Raw genomic sequence first — 14,190 nt, 5'->3', positions numbered from 1 at the left:
CGACGCTCCGACGTGTCTGTCAGGTGAATAGTACCCGTACGCATATAGGGCCATCACGTGTAGCCGCCCACAGGATCGAATGAGCGAACGATACGGGGGAACCGACGACGTGACCGTCGGGCGGCCCGGCGAGGACGCCTTCGCCGGTCTCCTCGGCGAGCGACCGACGCAGGCGGGACTGACCGGCTGGCTGGATTCGGTCGTCCCCGACGTGTCGGCTCGGCGTCGCCGTCGTCTCGGGAGTGGTGTCGTCCTCGCCGTCGGCGTCGTCCTCCTCGGCACTCCCCTGTACCACCTGCTCCGACACGGTGGATCGGTCGAAGGGGTGTTGGGCGACGCGGTGCCGTTGGTGTTCGGAGCGATTCTGGTCGGAACGTCGGTGTGGCTCTACTACGAGGCGGACCCCCCTGCGCCGCCGGTGACGGCGTTCTGGGTGGCGACCGGGTTCGGGGCGGTGGGCGTCGGCTCGCTGTACATCGTCACGCTCCACGCCAGCCACGGCCACGTCGTCGACTCGCCGCTGCCAGCCACGGCCACGTCGTCGACTCGCCGCTGTTTCTCGTGTACGAACTGGCGGCCTTCGGCGCCGTCGGTGGCCTCCTCGTCAGCCGGTACGACGTGCGCGCGAGATGCCGACACGAACGGCTGAGCCGCCGGGAACGCCAGTTCCGGGCGGTGTTCGAGGGAACGCTCGACGCCCTCGTGATCACCGACGACGAGGGACGGTACGTGGCCGCGAACCCGGCTGCGGCGGATCTGTTCGGGCTCCCGCGGTCGGAACTGATCGGCATGCACGTCGGCGACTTCCTCGACAGCGACGCTCCGTTCGCCGACGAGGACCGACGGCGGGGCGAAATCGACCTCCTGCGGCCGGACGGCGAGACGCGGACCGTCGCCTTCGCCGCCACGGCGAACGTCCTGCCCGGCTACCACCTGTCGGCACTCCACGACGTAACCGACCGCGCCGAACGCGAGGCCGAAGTCGTCGAGGAGCGGGCTCGCGTCCGGTTTCTCAACCGGCTGCTCAGACACAACGTCCTCAACGGCATGAACCTCGTGATGGCGAAACTCGACGCGCTCGAACCGTCGGTGCCGGAGGACCGGCAGGCTGACTTCGACGTGATCCGCCACCGGAGCGAGGAGGTGGTCGACCTCGTCCAGACCGCACGTCGCCTCGCGGTCGACGTGGAGGTCGACCGGTGTATCGACCCATCGGATCCCCTCGAGGATGCCGTCGCGTCCGTCCGGGAGTCGTATCCGGACGCGACCGTCGAGTACACACCTCCGGACGGGGAACTCCGCGTCCGCGCCGACGACATGCTGGAGACGGTGTTCGACAACCTGCTGACGAACGCAGTCGAACACAACGACCCCGCCGCAGTCACCGTCACCGTCGGGGTCGAGGCCGAACCGGAGACGGTCACGGTCACCGTCGCCGACGACGGCGACGGCATCCAGCCGGAGCGACGGACCGAACTGTTCGGGGAGGAACGTTACGGCCACGCCCGCGACTGGGGTGGGTTCGGGCTGTCCATCGTCGACGTCCTCGTCCGGGAGTACGACGGTCGGGTGTGGGCCGACGCCAACGAACCGAGCGGCGTCGTGTTCACCGTCGAGCTCAAACGCCCGGAGTGAGCCGACGCTACGAGCCGAAGAGAACTTCGAGAAGACGGCCGGTTCAGGAACCCTGCGCCGGGCCAGCGTTCTTCCGCGTGATGTAGCCCGCGATCCGGTTGCGAACGCCCTTCGATTCGACGTTGGTCAACTTCGATACGCTCTCCTTGTTCGTCTCGAAGTCGGCGTTGAACGCCTCGGGATACCGCTCCAAGAGGAGCCCACCGAGCTGTTTGACGTACTTGGGTTTGATCGCCATGTCGGTACGTTGGGCGGGTGGGCCACTAAAGCGATTCGTTCCGGTCGCGCCAGTCGGTCAGGTCGTCGATCCGGGCGAACGCCGTCCGCTCCCGATGCCCGCCACACCGCTCGACCGTCTCCGCGAAGTACGCGAGTCGATCGAGCAGGGCCGCGGTGTCGTAGGCCGACACGTCGAGTCGTGAGGCGGCGACCGTCGCGTCGACGACGGCGTAGAACCCGCGGTTGATCGTCGGCACCGTCCGCTCGACGACGCTCGACGACCGGGGCGTGAGCGCCCAGCGGATCCACTCGGTCCCGCCGTCTTCGCCCTCGGCCACCCGCTCGGCGTCCACCTCGACCCACGCGGCCGCGCCGTCCCGAACCGGTTCCTCGGTTTCGGTCACGTCGAGTGCGGCGTCGACGAACTCGCGGGGATCGGTCGTGAACTGGACGACGCCACCGTCCCGTCGCTCGAAGTTGCCGCGAGTCCGGGTTCGACCCCACGTCACCGCCGTGACTGGACCGCCGTCGTCGGGGGCGTGGAGGCCGAGCGCCGCCTGGTTCCAGCGGTCGTTCGGTCCGAGCGTCGCCACCACGGACTCGGTGACGCCACGGAGCGCGACCGGCCATCCGTCGGGAGTCGACTCGTCGCTCACACCCGCACCCCCCGTTCGAGCGCGACGAAGGCCGCCGCCGCGACCAGATCCGCCGTCGTCCCGGGGTTGATCCCCTCCTCGTGGAACGCGTCGGCCAGGTCCGCCGCGGCGTCGAGGTCACCCTGCACCGCCGCGGCGCGCCGGCTCACCGCCCGCGCCCGCTCCTCGCCGTGTTCGACCGCCACGAGCGTGTCCGGTCGCTCCGCGAGGAGAGCGAGGAAGACCCGCGCGAGTCGGTCCGAGACCGGGCCCTCGTCGTTGAGGACGCGGTCGGCGGCCCGGAAGGTGCGCTCGAAGCCCGTCGCCCACTCGTGGGCGTTGCCGTCCCGGTCCGCGCTCAGGGCCATCACGTCGGCGAGGGTCAGCCCGCGGTCCCGGAGTGTCGGCACCGCGTCGCCGCCGCGTCGCACGTCGAGGGCGTCGGCCTCGGGCGGCGGGTCGCCGACCGCCACGTCGACGTGGTCGAACGCGCGGTAGAAGGCCGCGGCGTCCTCGACGGTCGTCGCCTCGGCGACACTCGCGACTCCCGACGGCGATAAGCGATCCGTGGCGGCCGCACGCACCAGCGGACAGAGGAGGAGGAGACAGCCGAACTGCGTGTTGTCGCCGTCCTGTTGGCTCATTCCCCGGACCGCGCGCTCGAAGGCGTCGCCGAGGCCGGGGGTCGCGTCGGCGTCGGCGTCGGCGTCGGCGTCGGCGTCGGCGTCGGCGTCGGCGTCGGCAGCCATCCGGAGTCCCGGCCGGGAGCCGACCGCTCCCGCGAGGAAGTGCTCGAACCGGAGGTCGTCGTACTCGCGGTGCCTGTCGACGTTGCCCGGCTTGGGCGTACTCGCCACCTCCAACAGTAAGGCGAGTTCGGCGTGGTCGACCGGCGTCACGTCGGGACGGGGATGGTCGCGTCGGGTCACCGCGTCACCTCCGGGCCGTCGAGTGTGGGGTCGACCCCGTCGCTGTCCCCCTCGCGTCGCTGCCAGTCGTCGACGGTGCGGGCCACCCGCCGGAGGACTGCCGGATCGTCGCTCGCCCGGCCGACGCTGACGCCGTCCGCGCCGTAGGCGAGATACTCCCACGCGGTCGCCCGGTCGCGGACGCCGTTGTTGGCGAGGAGGAAGAGATCGGGTGCAGCGGCGGCGACGTCGGCGACGACGGGTTCGGAGTCCATCGCGTCGACGTGGAGGACGTCCGCACCCGCGTCCGCGAGTCGCGAGGCCACCGTCGGGAGGTCGACACCCTCGACCTCCGCCCGCACCTTCACGCTCACGGTCGTCCCGGTGTCGCTCGCGGCGGCGACGTACCGCGCCAGTCGGTCGGCGTCGCGGAGGAGCGTCTCGCCACAGCCGACCGCGCGGAGCTCGTCCTGTCGACAGTGGGCGTTGATCTCGAGGAGAGCGTCGTGGGCGGCACAGATCTCCGCGGCCTCGCGGACCGGATCGACGGTCGCGCTCCGGACGTTCATTCCCGCCCGGATCGGGGCGTCGGCGAGGGCGTCGAGTTGGTCGTCGACGAACGCGAGGGGGTCGGCGGGGAGGAACTCCTCGCGGCCGCGGGCGACCAGGTCCCGTGCGGCCGACTGCGAGGCGTCGTCGAGGGCGATGCCGCCGAGGACGGCGAGGTCGGCGTGGGGCGTCCCGTCCCGTGCCCACGCCGCGTCGGCCACCCCGCTGAGACTGGCGAGGGCGAGCATCACGGGGCCTCCGCGAGGGCGTCCGCGACGGCGCTGACCACCCGCCGGGCGTCGTCGGTGTCGTCGATTCGGGTGTCGGTGTGGACGACCGGCCGGGCGAGGTCGGTCCCGTCGTCGGCGTCGAGGACGAACGCGTCGACGAAGGGGTAGGCGGCGGCGACGCCGGCGGTCGAGGGGTCGCGCCCGACGCCGCGCATCAACTCGGCGGCCGGGCCGGAGAACACCTCGTCCTCGACGAAGGGGGAGACGGCGACGACCGGCGTGGCGTCGAGGGCCTCGTCGACCCCCGGGAGCGCGCGGATCGGCCCGACGCTCGTGACGGGGTTGGAGGGGCCGATCACGACCGGATCGGAGAGCGCGTCGAGCACCTCGGGCGTCGGTTCGGCGGTCTCGGCTCCCCGGAACTTCACGTCGACGACTGTCGGGGCGGCGCGGCGTGCGACCCAGTACTCCTGGAAGTGCATCGCGCCCGCCTCGGTGTGGACGATCGTCGCGACGGGGTCGTCGCTCATCGGGAGGAGCGTCGAATCGAGGTCGAAGGCGTCGGCGAGCAGTCGGGTGACCTCGGTGAGGGTGTCTCCCTCGTCGAGGAGGCTGGTTCGGGTGAGGTGGACCGCCCGGTCGCGGTCGCCGATCTCCATGAACTCCGCGACGGCGGAGAAGCGCCGCCACCGGGCCAGCCGTCTGCCCTCGGTCTGGCGCTCCGGGGGCAGATAGCGCGGTCCCGCTTCGAGGTCGACGGCCGACGCCAAGCGGCCGAGTTCGTCGTGGGTCGCGGTCGTGTCGCCGTCGATCCCCCACCACGTCTCGCGGTCGAGGACGCCGCCGCCCTGAAAGAGGACGGTGTCGAGGTCGGGACAGACGAGGTGGCCGCCGAGTTCCACGTCGTCGCCGGTGTTGGCGACGACCGTCACCGCCGCGGGGTCGAAGGCGGCGTCGACCCCGTCAAGCAGTTTTGGCGTGCCCGTCCCGCCGGCGAGAAAGGTGACCATGGACGGGGTAACATCCCGGTGGATTTGTGCCTTTGGGCGGCGGTCGTCGCCCGAATCGTCGGGGTCGACACGCCGATAGCCGTAACGTACATACCGGCCGATATCCCTGTTTGGCACGTATGCCGAGCTGTCAGAACTGTGGCTCGTTCGTCACCGACGACTACGTCCGAGTGTTCGCGCCGACCGGAATGACCGAACCGCGCGTCTGCCCGAACTGCGAGGATTTGGTCCGCGACGGCGCCGACGTCCGGCAGGCGCGCGCGAGACGGCAGTAACTCGGAGCGGAGCAGAGCGAAGCAGAGCGGATCGCCCACGCTTAACCGGCCCCGTCCCCCACGACCCGTATGCTCACCTTCGTCGGCCTCGGTCTCTACGACGAGCGGTCGATCACGGTCGAGGGACGGGACGCCCTCCGTCGGGCCGACCGCGCCTTCGCGGAGTTCTACACCAGTCGCCTCGTCGGGACGTCCGTCCCGGACCTCGAAGCCCACCACGGCGTCGACATCGCGGTGCGAGACCGCGCCGGCGTCGAGCGTGATCCCACACCCATCTTGGACGCCGCCGCCGAGGGCGACGCCGTCTTCCTGACCGCCGGCGACTCGATGATCTCGACGACCCACGTCGACCTCCGCCTGCGGGCCATCGACCGTGGGATCGACACCCGAGTGATCCACGGCGTCTCCGCGGCGTCGGCCGCGAGCGGCCTCACCGGGCTCCAGAACTACCGCTTCGGGAAGGCGGTGACTCTCCCCTTCCCCCGTGCCCACGGCGGCGACGCCGTCCCCGCGTCCGTCGTCGAGTCGGTCGCGTCGAACCGCGACCGGGGCCTCCACACGCTCGTCTATCTCGACATCAAGGTCGACGACTGCCGCGGCGCGGATGCGGGCGAGACGTACATGGCCGCCGACCGCGCGGCGGAGTTGCTGGCCGAAGAGTGGCCCGATCGGCTGGCCGTGGCGGTGGCGCGAGCGGGGAGTCCCGACCCAGTGGTCGTCGCGGACCGACTCTCCGCGCTCGCCGACCGATCGTTCGGCGACCCGCTCCACCTCCTGGTGATTCCGGGCGAGATCCACCACGTCGAGGCCGACGCCCTGCGGACGCTCGCCGGCGCGCCGGCCGACCTGCTCCCGGACGACTAGATCAGGGAGCGACGACCGCGAGCGCCAGGCCCAGCGCGATACCCACGAAGACGACGACCAGCGCCCAGAACATGAACCGGTCAGCTCCCGTCATGAGCCGGCGATACGGCCGCCAGCCGGGTAAGGCCGACGCCGAACTCGGTCCGGTCAGTCCGCACCGGGACCGAGTTCGCTCTCGTCGGGCAGGTCGAGCGCCTCGCGGAGGTCGTACTCCTCCCGCGTGACGATGTAGAGGACGTCCTCGACGATCGTCAGAAGTTCGGGGAGCTCTCGGATCACGAGGAACGTGATGCCGATCAAAGCGACCACCGCGAGCACCTGACTGATGACCCGATCCGAGAGGTAGAAGGAGACCTTGTAGGGATCGGTCCCGCCAAACAGGAAGAGGACCTCGTCGACGAACCACTGCATGTACTGCTTGCCGAACATCACGGCGATGAACGTCGTCCGCATGATGTTGAGGACGTAGATGATGGGCACGGCGACGGCGAGGGCGCGGAGCTTCCGGGAGAGCGGCGCGTCGACGGCGGCGATGAGACCGACGAAGATGGCGATGCTCCCCAGCCCCGTACACGCGAGGATGATGGAGAAGAGGATGACGTGCCCGCCCTCGGTGACGAACTTGAACGTGTTGAGATACCCCTGATCCCCCTCGACGAGCGTCGGCGAGTAGCCGAGTAAGTCCATCGCCCACTGGGTCTGTGCGGTCGTGTGGGAGATGAGGACATAGCGCGGCGAGGGAAGCGAGAGACCGGCGACCGTCACCGCCGGAATCGTCTCGAAGGGGAGGTAGACGACGCCCATGACGGCGACGGCCGTCGAGAGGACGAACAGCGAGTCACGGCCCGAGTGGAGGAGCCAGCCGACGTACAGCGACGCCGGGACGGCGGCGAGGGAGAGAAAGCCCTCGACGAAGCTCTTCTGCTCGAACGCGAAGTGGGGGACCAGCGCGGCCCAGAAGAGGGCGAAGGCGACCCACGCGCCGACGGTGGCCCCTCGCGCACCGGCGCGATCCGACCGCCTGAGGAGCGCGCCGGTGAGGAAGAGGCCGACGACGGCCCAAGCGAGTGCGTCGGTGAGTGGGCCGACCATGGGCGGACGAACGGTATCGACGGCTAAATCCTTTGTCGTTCACACGCGGATCGTCACGTCCGACATCCCACCGAGTAGGCCGCCGAAGGCCGTCTCGTACCCTTCGTGGCGAGCGGTCTGGGGCTGGACGGTGACCGAGAGCGTGAGTTCGTCGCCCGAGGTCACGCGCTCGACGGCCGCCCCGTAGTGGTAGCCCAACTCGGGGTCGAGGGTCCGTTCGAGGTCGGCCTCGACGACCGTCTCCCCGTCGCGGTCGAGCGTCGCCGACAGCGCCATCGCCGGGATCACCATCCGGTTGTAACGGGTCCGCGCCGAGACGGCGAGGTAGGTTCCCGTCCCGTCGACGCCCGCCGGCGGGTCGTCGAGGGCGGTGACGACGAGGCGCGCGTCGTCGCTGGTTCCCGCCCCGAGGACCGTCCCCGGCAGGCCCGATTCGGCGGGAGCGACGGCCGTCGGGATCGATCCCATCGACATCGGGTCGACCGCGCCGGGAGCCCCGGCGTCGTCGAGTTGCCGGAAGTCGATCTCGGCTTTCGCGCTCTCGCTGTACTCGAAGGGGACCTCGACGGTCGCCGGATCGGTGAACCGGCCCTCGAACGCGCCCGTCCGACGGGTCGCCATCGCGCCGACGCTCAACCGCACGTCGTAGGTCCCGTCGCCGTCGAGCCCGAAGTTCGCCCCGTAGTGAAAGCCCATCGGCTGTGAGAGCATGGGGTAGATCGCCTCTTGGGAGACGAGCGAGCCGTCGCGGTAGATCTCGGCCGACAGGCCGGTGTCGGGCAGGACCGTCTCGGTCTCGCGATCCCAGACGCTGGCCATCAGGTGGACGGCGTCGTCGCGGTCGATCTCCGTGATCGAGACGTCGTCGCCGTTGACGTTCCAGAACCGGTGGGGGTAGCTGTAGAACAGGCCGACGGCGTAGTCGCCGCCGGTAGCCGTGTCGACCACGTCCATCCCCTCGACGTGCGTCGGGTGATACACCCCATCGGGACGGTCCTCGAGGACCGGCGGGACGTTCCCGGCCTGCGTCTCGACGAGGCCGGAACAGCCCGCCATCGACGCCGCCGCCATCACGCCGCCGGCCCGAAGCAAATCTCGACGCTCCATACCCGTTCTCGGAGCCGGGCGGGAAAACCCGTTCTGGTCCGGTCGTCGAACCGTCACTCCGGATCGGGCGTCGGGAGCACCCGGTGTCGGCGCGGCGGGACGAGGAAGTACCCCCGGCGCCGGACGAAGATGTACTCGAGGATGCCGTTGTTGACGCGCTGTCGGACCGCCGGCGTCGCCGCCGTCGCGTCGGTGCCGTTCATGGATCGCCGGACCGTCTCGAACGCGGCGATGTCCCGCTGGAGCGACGGAAAGTGGAGGCTCGCGACCTTCTCCTCCGACTCGATGTCGTCGGTCGACTCGATGTGACGACGGAGGAGGCGGACGTTCCCCTCCGGGTCGCGGTTCGCCCGCGCCGCCTTCTGGGCGTGTCCCACGCGGCCGTACTCCTTCGCGTCGGCGACGACGTCGTCGACGAACCGATCGATGTCGCTGTCGGCCCCGAGGTTCTCGCCGACGCCCTCGACCAGGTCGTTCTCGGCGTGACCCGGGCTGAACAGTTCCGTCACCCGCTCGTCGTAGGACTGCTCGTCGTACCAGTCGTCGAGGCGTTGCCGGAAGTTGGCGATTACCTTCGTCGTCCCGCCGGCGAAGGGGCCGGAGTCGAGGGTGACGTATGACTCCGTCGCCTGGTTGCCACGGAAGCCGGCGGTAAAGCCCATGAAGAGCGGCGAGGCTTCGGGAACGGGCTGGGAGTCGGGGATGCCCGTGGCGTCCTGGTTCTCGGCGGGGAGGCCGGCACCGACGAAGCCGGTTCGCCGGGAGTCGACGGTCGCCACGTCGGTCAGCGACGGAACGGTGACTCCGTTGGCCGTCTCGCGTTCGCCCCGCAGGGCGCGGTCGGCGGTCAGCACCACTTCGGGGTGGTCGCTCGCCAGGTGGAGCACCGCGTCCTGCCGGTCGAACGTCGGTGACTCGAACGGCGAGAGTGCCCGCGGCTCCGGGAGGGAGACGCCGGCGGGGTCGGCGTCGAACCGGTCGAAGTAGGACGGCGAGTAGGCCATCGAGTGGAGGAGTCCTTCGTTGCTCCACTCGTAGGCACGGTCCAGACCGTCGAGCGTCTCGGCGAGGGCGGCCCGGTCGTCGGCGGTAGGTGGGCCGTCGCCGTCGAAGTCGACGTAGAGGAGGATCTGGTGGGACGGCAACTGCGTGTTGCCGTGCTCGTCGCGACGGACGTACTCCCGCCAGGCGTGTTGTCGCGACGGTTTGGCGTCGGGGTCGCCGGTCGGCGCGTCCCCCGCGTCGGAGCGGTCGAGACAGGCACTCAGCGCGCCAGCACTACCGATCGCGACGGCAGCTTTCAGGACGGTCCGTCGTGGGAGGTCGCCGTCGGACATCAGTCGACGAACGTTGGGGGCTCGTCCCCATCCCGGTTGTGGTTCGGCTCTCGAAGACGGCCGCTACTCGTCGGCGTGCCCGTCGACCAGTCGGGTGAAGCGGTCGACCAACCGTTCGGGGAGGGAGGGCTCGACCAGTCCAAGGAGTCGGGCGGTCCCCTCGGGACGGGTGAGCGCGAGCGTCACGCGGCCGCCGTCGTCGCGGCGCTTCTCGACGAGGTCCTGTTCGGTCAGGTGGTCCAGATGCCACTCCAGCGTGCTCCGGGCCACGTCGAGGGCCGACGCGACCGATCCGGGCGCGCTCGGGCCGTGCTCGATCAGATGGACGAGGACGTCGCGTGCCGTCTCGCGCCGGATCACCGCGAGCGCGCCGCGCTCCCACGGGCCGTACTCGGGGGTGTAGTAGTGAGTGCGCCCGTAGCGGGGTTCGGCGATCAGGTCGTCGGCCCGCCGGAGCGTCTTCAGGTGGTGTTGGACCTGCCCGGTCGCCAAATCGAGGTCGCGGGCGAGTCGATTGAAGTGGACGCCGGGGTTGGACGCGACGTGTCGTCGGATGCGGTCGCGGTGTCGGGTCACGACGCCGACGCCTCCCGCCGGACGGTCCGGGCGTAGTACACGGCGGCGACGACGAGTGCGACGAGCACGGCGTCGAGTCCGTGCTCGAAGACGTGGTGGTTCGCGGGCGAGAGCAGACCGAACAGGCTGGCCACGACGACCGCCGACCGCCCGAGCAGCGCCGCGAAGGCGGCGACGAGGAGCAGGTAGGGCCGCGACCGTCGGCGGACGAACGCAGCGAAGGCGAGGCCGAGGAGCGTGGCCGCCCCGATGGCCGCGACGGTGACGACCGCGACGAGACCGATCGAGGCCGAGTCGACCCCCGGGACCGCGTGCAGGTAGAGCGCCATCGGCCGAACGTTCGGACGGACGGCACCTGAACGCTTCGCTGACTCGTCGATCGGCACGTCGGAGAAGTTGTGCGTGGGTGATGTCCCGGAGGGGAATCACCGGCATCGCCACCCGTGTGGGTGGACAGCGGGTGTGTGACCCGCCAGTGCGATGCGTGGGACCGGATTTGAACCGGCGGACCTCTACAGGACAGCGCCCTCAACGCTGCGCCGTTGGCCTAGCTTGGCTACCCACGCTCGCGTGGGTTCTGTGTCGCGTCGAACGCATACGCTCCTTGACGGGGGTATTTGAAATGGCTTTCCTTTTGCCCCTCCCACAGTCGAGCGTCCCGCCGCCACCACGGAGTTCGGCGGCGTGAAGCCGCGGGGATTTTGTGGATCGCCCACGCAGATCCGCCATGTACTCGAACGCACGCGATCGGGTCCCGGAACTGACCGTGGCTCTCTCGCTGACGTCGCTAGCACTCGTGTTCGCGGCGGCCCTCGGGATGATCCCGCGCGCAGCGATCCCGCGTGCCCCCGACGCAGTCCTCGCCGCCATCCCGCACGTCAACGCCGTCCTCAGCACCGTCGCCGTCGTCACTATCACCGCCGGCGTCGCCTTCGCCCGGCGCCGCGAGTTCGGCCGCCACCGCGCAGCGATGCTCCTCTCGGCGGGGCTGTTCGCCGTCTTTCTGCTCCTGTACCTCTACAAGGTCGTCCTCGAAGGCCCCGCGGCGTTCCCGGGGCCCGACACCGTGTACCGACGGCTCTACCTCCCCTTGCTCGCGATCCACATCCTGCTCGCCGTCGTCTGCATCCCGTTGCTGTACTACGTGTTGTTGCTCGGGACGACCCACCCCGTCGGAGCGCTCACGGACACCGCACACGCCCGTGTCGGCCGGGTCGCAGCGAGCCTCTGGGTGATCTCGTTCGTCCTCGGAAACGCCGTCTACGCCCTGCTGTACGTCGTCTACTGATCACTCGACGTACAGCGAGTAGACGATGACGGCGAAGCCGGCGAACGTGAGCGAACTCTCGATGACGACCGACTGTGCGAGCGAGAGCGACGTGAACTGGTGGCCGACGCCGGCGGCGATGGCCCCCAGCGTGATCAAGCCGAAACCGACGGTGAGCGCCCGCAGAGCGGTGGCCCCCGTTCGGCGGTACGCCTTCAACGAGAGGAGGACGATGAGACTGCCGAGCAGGAGCGTCCCGGATTTGACCGCCGTCAGTGCGATGTCGAGGTGACTCATGTCTCCTTGCGAACCTCCCCCCACAGCGACGCGAGGCGTTCGTCCGCGGTGCGTGCCGGTCGGTCGATCGACACTTCGAGCTCCTGGGTGTCGGTTACGCCGACCGAAACCGTCTCGAAGTCGAGTTCGTATCGGGTCGCGTGGTGGCCGCCGGGCCTGATCTCCGTACCCTCCACGAGCAGCGAGGCGTCGGTGAGCAGATCGAGCTTTCGGTATGTCGTCGACATGGGAATATCACATTTCTCGGACACCTCGGTGGCAGTCATCGGCTCGTCGAAGTGTCTGATGATGGTCCGGCAGTCGGCGTCGTCGAGGGCGTCGAGGACCGACTGCAGATCGGGCGAGTCGTCGCCCGACAGCGGATCGCGCACCATACTCTCCCTGACTGAGGGAGTCACTTAGACCCGCCGTTTGATCGCCACGGCCGTTTCTCCCCCGTCGAACATGTTCGGACACACCTTTTCGGGTGATGACCGCGTATCGGAGTACGTCATGAGCACGACAACCGAGGCCGAAGTCGAGAGCCAGGGGAAGACTACGACGGTCGCGCTCCACGCGACGGGGCACGTCCGCGACCGGATGGACCAACCCCACCAGGAGTTCTCGTTCGAGGGCGACACGCTCCGAGACCTGCTGGAGACGCTGTTCGACGAACGGCCGGAACTCGCGGAGATGCTGATCGCCGAAACCGAGGCCGAAGCGACGACGAGCGGGTGGGCCGAACCGCCCGAGAACCTCCCCGGAAAGTGGCACAAGAACCCGGAGGGAGAACAGACCAAACCCTACGCACGCGTGTTGATCGACGGGAAGTTCAACGAGGTTCTGGACGGGTTCGACACGGAGATCGAGGACGGCGACCGCGTGAGCCTAGTCTACCCGTTCATCTTCTGTTGCTGACGGGGCCGATCCCGGTCCCTGTATCGCTACCGCCACCACCGCAGGCCACGGCCACGTCGTCCCCACGACCTCCTCGGCCCGAACAGGTTCGGCGGTCGTCTCAGCCGGAGGGAATCGACGTCCCGGTTCATACCCCTGGCACCCCGAACTGCAGGTGTAGAGGTGACTCCCAATGTTCGATACCACCCGCCGCCGGGCGATGCAAGCGCTCGGTCTCGGCGGTGCGGCGACCGTTGCAGGGTGCAGCACCCAGGCTCCGACGGCGGCGGAGACTGAAACGGAACGACGGCAGATGGAGGGGACCGCGACCCCAACTGCCGATCAGGTCGCGGCCGACCCGACGGACCTACCGGAACCGATCGACCGCGACGAACCGACGACCCACGAGATCACGCTCCGCTACGAGGAGGTGACGGCGGAGATCGAGCCCGGCGTCACGTTCGACTTCATGACGTTCGACGGTCAGATCCCCGGTCCGATGGTGCGGGTCCGCCAGGGCGACACCGTGGATCTGACCGTCGAGAACCCGCCGGAGAACGCGCTGCCTCACAACGTCGACTTCCACGCCGTCTACGGCACTGGCGGCGGATCGGTGGCGACCACCGCCGCGCCGGGCGAGGAGAACGCGATGCGGTTCCGGGCCGACTACCCCGGCGCGTTCATCTACCACTGTGCCGTGCCGAACCTGGACATGCACATCAGCGCGGGGATGTTCGGCATGATCGTCGTCGAGCCGCGCGACGGATTGCCAGAAGTGGATCGGGAACTCTACTTCGGACAGCACGAAGTGTACACCGACGGGGACGTCGGTCAAGAGGGCAAACACAGCTTCGACATGGAGGGGATGCGAAACGAGAACCCGACGTACGTCCTCCTGAACGGCGAGAAGTACGCGTGGGCGGCCGCGAACCGCGGTCCGATCGAGGTCGATCAGGGCGACCGGGTGAGGGTGTTCATGGTCGACGGCGGGCCGAACTACTCCAGTAACTTCCACCCGATCGGGAACGTCTGGAAGCGGGCCTACCGCGACGGCGGCGTCCCGGAGGACGGCGACCTCGATGCCTACGCCGACAAGAACATCCAGACGGTGAAGGTCCCGCCGGGAAGTTGTATGATCGGCGAGATGGACACGCCGGTCCCCGAGCGGATCAAACTCGTCGACCACGCCCTCAGCCGCGTCGCTCGCCGCGGGATGCTCGCCGAGGTCGACGTGGTCGGCGACGAGAACGAGGAGATCTACGACCCCGACGCCCACGACAGCAGCCAGGAGGGGCCACAGTACGCGTAAACTA

Annotated in this window: 19 protein-coding genes and 1 tRNA gene; 7 read left to right on the top strand and 13 right to left on the bottom strand. The window is 69.4% G+C overall.

Features of this window, described 5'->3' with window-relative positions; genetic code table 11:
- The first annotated feature begins 79 nt into the window (after positions 1-79).
- Together NBT81_RS14910 and NBT81_RS14905 are read left to right on the top strand one after the other, a co-directional pair.
- A complete protein-coding gene (locus tag NBT81_RS14910) occupies positions 80-649 on the top strand; it encodes a hypothetical protein (protein WP_338739626.1) in 570 nt (189 codons plus the stop codon).
- Positions 562-1,635: a PAS domain-containing sensor histidine kinase gene (locus NBT81_RS14905; protein ID WP_338739625.1), complete on the top strand. Its 1,074-nt coding sequence runs from the start codon at positions 562-564 to the stop codon at positions 1,633-1,635. Before NBT81_RS14910 ends, NBT81_RS14905 begins: the two co-directional genes overlap by 88 nt.
- Positions 1,636-1,678: 43 nt before the next feature.
- Here the strand turns inward: NBT81_RS14905 and NBT81_RS14900 are convergent, their stop codons facing one another.
- From NBT81_RS14900 to cofD, 5 genes are read right to left on the bottom strand one after another with little or no spacing between them, the layout of a single operon-like run.
- Positions 1,679-1,873, bottom strand: coding sequence for a 30S ribosomal protein S17e (locus NBT81_RS14900; RefSeq protein ID WP_299332984.1), 195 nt, complete (start codon positions 1,871-1,873; stop codon positions 1,679-1,681).
- Positions 1,874-1,898: 25 nt separating this feature from the next.
- Positions 1,899-2,510, bottom strand: coding sequence for a DUF447 domain-containing protein (locus NBT81_RS14895; RefSeq protein WP_338739624.1), 612 nt, complete (start codon positions 2,508-2,510; stop codon positions 1,899-1,901).
- The gene (locus tag NBT81_RS14890; protein ID WP_338739623.1) at positions 2,507-3,418 is read right to left on the bottom strand and encodes a triphosphoribosyl-dephospho-CoA synthase; all 912 of its coding nucleotides are present in this window, start codon (positions 3,416-3,418) and stop codon (positions 2,507-2,509) included. The genes NBT81_RS14895 and NBT81_RS14890 overlap by 4 nt, the downstream gene beginning before the upstream one ends.
- On the bottom strand, positions 3,415-4,194 hold the full coding sequence (locus tag NBT81_RS14885; protein WP_338739622.1) for a tRNA-dihydrouridine synthase: 780 nt from the start codon (positions 4,192-4,194) through the stop codon (positions 3,415-3,417). The genes NBT81_RS14890 and NBT81_RS14885 overlap by 4 nt, the downstream gene beginning before the upstream one ends.
- On the bottom strand, positions 4,194-5,186 hold the full coding sequence (cofD, locus tag NBT81_RS14880; protein WP_338739621.1) for a 2-phospho-L-lactate transferase: 993 nt from the start codon (positions 5,184-5,186) through the stop codon (positions 4,194-4,196). Before cofD ends, NBT81_RS14885 begins: the two co-directional genes overlap by 1 nt.
- 119 nt (positions 5,187-5,305) lie before the next feature.
- Between cofD and NBT81_RS14875 the strand changes: the two genes are divergently transcribed.
- Together NBT81_RS14875 and dph5 are read left to right on the top strand one after the other, a co-directional pair.
- On the top strand, positions 5,306-5,461 hold the full coding sequence (locus tag NBT81_RS14875; protein ID WP_338739620.1) for a DUF7563 family protein: 156 nt from the start codon (positions 5,306-5,308) through the stop codon (positions 5,459-5,461).
- 69 nt (positions 5,462-5,530) lie between these two features.
- Entirely contained in the window at positions 5,531-6,325 is a 795-nt protein-coding gene (gene dph5, locus NBT81_RS14870; RefSeq protein WP_338739618.1) for a diphthine synthase, read from the top strand.
- 147 nt (positions 6,326-6,472) lie between these two features.
- Here dph5 and artA read toward each other — a convergent pair whose 3' ends face one another.
- The 6 genes from artA to NBT81_RS14840 form a co-directional block, all read right to left on the bottom strand.
- Entirely contained in the window at positions 6,473-7,417 is a 945-nt protein-coding gene (gene artA, locus NBT81_RS14865; protein WP_338739617.1) for an archaeosortase A, read from the bottom strand.
- A 39-nt stretch (positions 7,418-7,456) separates the two neighbouring features.
- Positions 7,457-8,524 (bottom strand): iron transporter, encoded by a 1,068-nt coding sequence (locus NBT81_RS14860; RefSeq protein WP_338739616.1) that lies wholly within the window; start codon positions 8,522-8,524, stop codon positions 7,457-7,459.
- Between the two features lie 53 nt (positions 8,525-8,577).
- Entirely contained in the window at positions 8,578-9,861 is a 1,284-nt protein-coding gene (locus NBT81_RS14855) for a DUF7405 family protein (RefSeq protein ID WP_338739614.1), read from the bottom strand.
- A 63-nt stretch (positions 9,862-9,924) separates the two neighbouring features.
- Complete coding sequence (locus tag NBT81_RS14850; protein ID WP_338739613.1) at positions 9,925-10,437, bottom strand: winged helix-turn-helix transcriptional regulator; 513 nt, start codon at positions 10,435-10,437, stop codon at positions 9,925-9,927.
- Positions 10,434-10,766 (bottom strand): DUF7471 family protein, encoded by a 333-nt coding sequence (locus NBT81_RS14845; protein ID WP_338739612.1) that lies wholly within the window; start codon positions 10,764-10,766, stop codon positions 10,434-10,436. Before NBT81_RS14845 ends, NBT81_RS14850 begins: the two co-directional genes overlap by 4 nt.
- Before the next feature lie 152 nt (positions 10,767-10,918).
- A tRNA-Leu gene (locus NBT81_RS14840) sits at positions 10,919-11,003 on the bottom strand.
- Positions 11,004-11,164: 161 nt separating this feature from the next.
- Between NBT81_RS14840 and NBT81_RS14835 the strand changes: the two genes are divergently transcribed.
- Entirely contained in the window at positions 11,165-11,725 is a 561-nt protein-coding gene (locus NBT81_RS14835) for a DUF420 domain-containing protein (RefSeq protein WP_338739611.1), read from the top strand.
- Here the strand turns inward: NBT81_RS14835 and NBT81_RS14830 are convergent, their stop codons facing one another.
- Positions 11,726-12,001 carry a DUF7521 family protein gene (locus NBT81_RS14830; protein WP_338739610.1) on the bottom strand — a complete coding sequence of 92 codons (276 nt, stop codon included), beginning with the start codon at positions 11,999-12,001 and terminating at the stop codon, positions 11,726-11,728.
- On the bottom strand, positions 11,998-12,375 hold the full coding sequence (locus NBT81_RS14825) for a helix-turn-helix domain-containing protein (RefSeq protein WP_338739609.1): 378 nt from the start codon (positions 12,373-12,375) through the stop codon (positions 11,998-12,000). Before NBT81_RS14825 ends, NBT81_RS14830 begins: the two co-directional genes overlap by 4 nt.
- Positions 12,376-12,493: 118 nt before the next feature.
- Here NBT81_RS14825 and NBT81_RS14820 point away from each other — a divergent pair, with 118 nt between their 5' ends.
- Complete coding sequence (locus tag NBT81_RS14820; RefSeq protein ID WP_338739608.1) at positions 12,494-12,898, top strand: pterin cluster protein; 405 nt, start codon at positions 12,494-12,496, stop codon at positions 12,896-12,898.
- A gap of 172 nt (positions 12,899-13,070) precedes the next feature.
- Positions 13,071-14,186 carry a copper-containing nitrite reductase gene (gene nirK, locus NBT81_RS14815; protein WP_338739607.1) on the top strand — a complete coding sequence of 372 codons (1,116 nt, stop codon included), beginning with the start codon at positions 13,071-13,073 and terminating at the stop codon, positions 14,184-14,186.
- Positions 14,187-14,190 lie beyond the last annotated feature (4 nt).

Source organism: Haloplanus sp. CK5-1 (genome assembly GCF_037201915.1).
GTDB lineage: Archaea > Halobacteriota > Halobacteria > Halobacteriales > Haloferacaceae > Haloplanus > Haloplanus salilacus.
This window is presented reverse-complemented; position numbering and strand designations above follow the sequence as displayed.

Coding starts and splice junctions, on each gene's coding strand:
- NBT81_RS14910 (WP_338739626.1), top strand. CDS start 80: ATGAGCGAACGATACGGGGGAACCGACGACGTGACCGTCGGGCGGCCC.
- NBT81_RS14900 (WP_299332984.1), bottom strand. CDS start 1,873: ATGGCGATCAAACCCAAGTACGTCAAACAGCTCGGTGGGCTCCTCTTG.
- NBT81_RS14885 (WP_338739622.1), bottom strand. CDS start 4,194: ATGCTCGCCCTCGCCAGTCTCAGCGGGGTGGCCGACGCGGCGTGGGCA.
- cofD (WP_338739621.1), bottom strand. CDS start 5,186: ATGGTCACCTTTCTCGCCGGCGGGACGGGCACGCCAAAACTGCTTGAC.
- NBT81_RS14875 (WP_338739620.1), top strand. CDS start 5,306: ATGCCGAGCTGTCAGAACTGTGGCTCGTTCGTCACCGACGACTACGTC.
- dph5 (WP_338739618.1), top strand. CDS start 5,531: ATGCTCACCTTCGTCGGCCTCGGTCTCTACGACGAGCGGTCGATCACG.
- artA (WP_338739617.1), bottom strand. CDS start 7,417: ATGGTCGGCCCACTCACCGACGCACTCGCTTGGGCCGTCGTCGGCCTC.
- NBT81_RS14860 (WP_338739616.1), bottom strand. CDS start 8,524: ATGGAGCGTCGAGATTTGCTTCGGGCCGGCGGCGTGATGGCGGCGGCG.
- NBT81_RS14855 (WP_338739614.1), bottom strand. CDS start 9,861: ATGTCCGACGGCGACCTCCCACGACGGACCGTCCTGAAAGCTGCCGTC.
- NBT81_RS14845 (WP_338739612.1), bottom strand. CDS start 10,766: ATGGCGCTCTACCTGCACGCGGTCCCGGGGGTCGACTCGGCCTCGATC.
- NBT81_RS14835 (WP_338739611.1), top strand. CDS start 11,165: ATGTACTCGAACGCACGCGATCGGGTCCCGGAACTGACCGTGGCTCTC.
- NBT81_RS14830 (WP_338739610.1), bottom strand. CDS start 12,001: ATGAGTCACCTCGACATCGCACTGACGGCGGTCAAATCCGGGACGCTC.
- NBT81_RS14825 (WP_338739609.1), bottom strand. CDS start 12,375: ATGGTGCGCGATCCGCTGTCGGGCGACGACTCGCCCGATCTGCAGTCG.
- NBT81_RS14820 (WP_338739608.1), top strand. CDS start 12,494: ATGAGCACGACAACCGAGGCCGAAGTCGAGAGCCAGGGGAAGACTACG.
- nirK (WP_338739607.1), top strand. CDS start 13,071: ATGTTCGATACCACCCGCCGCCGGGCGATGCAAGCGCTCGGTCTCGGC.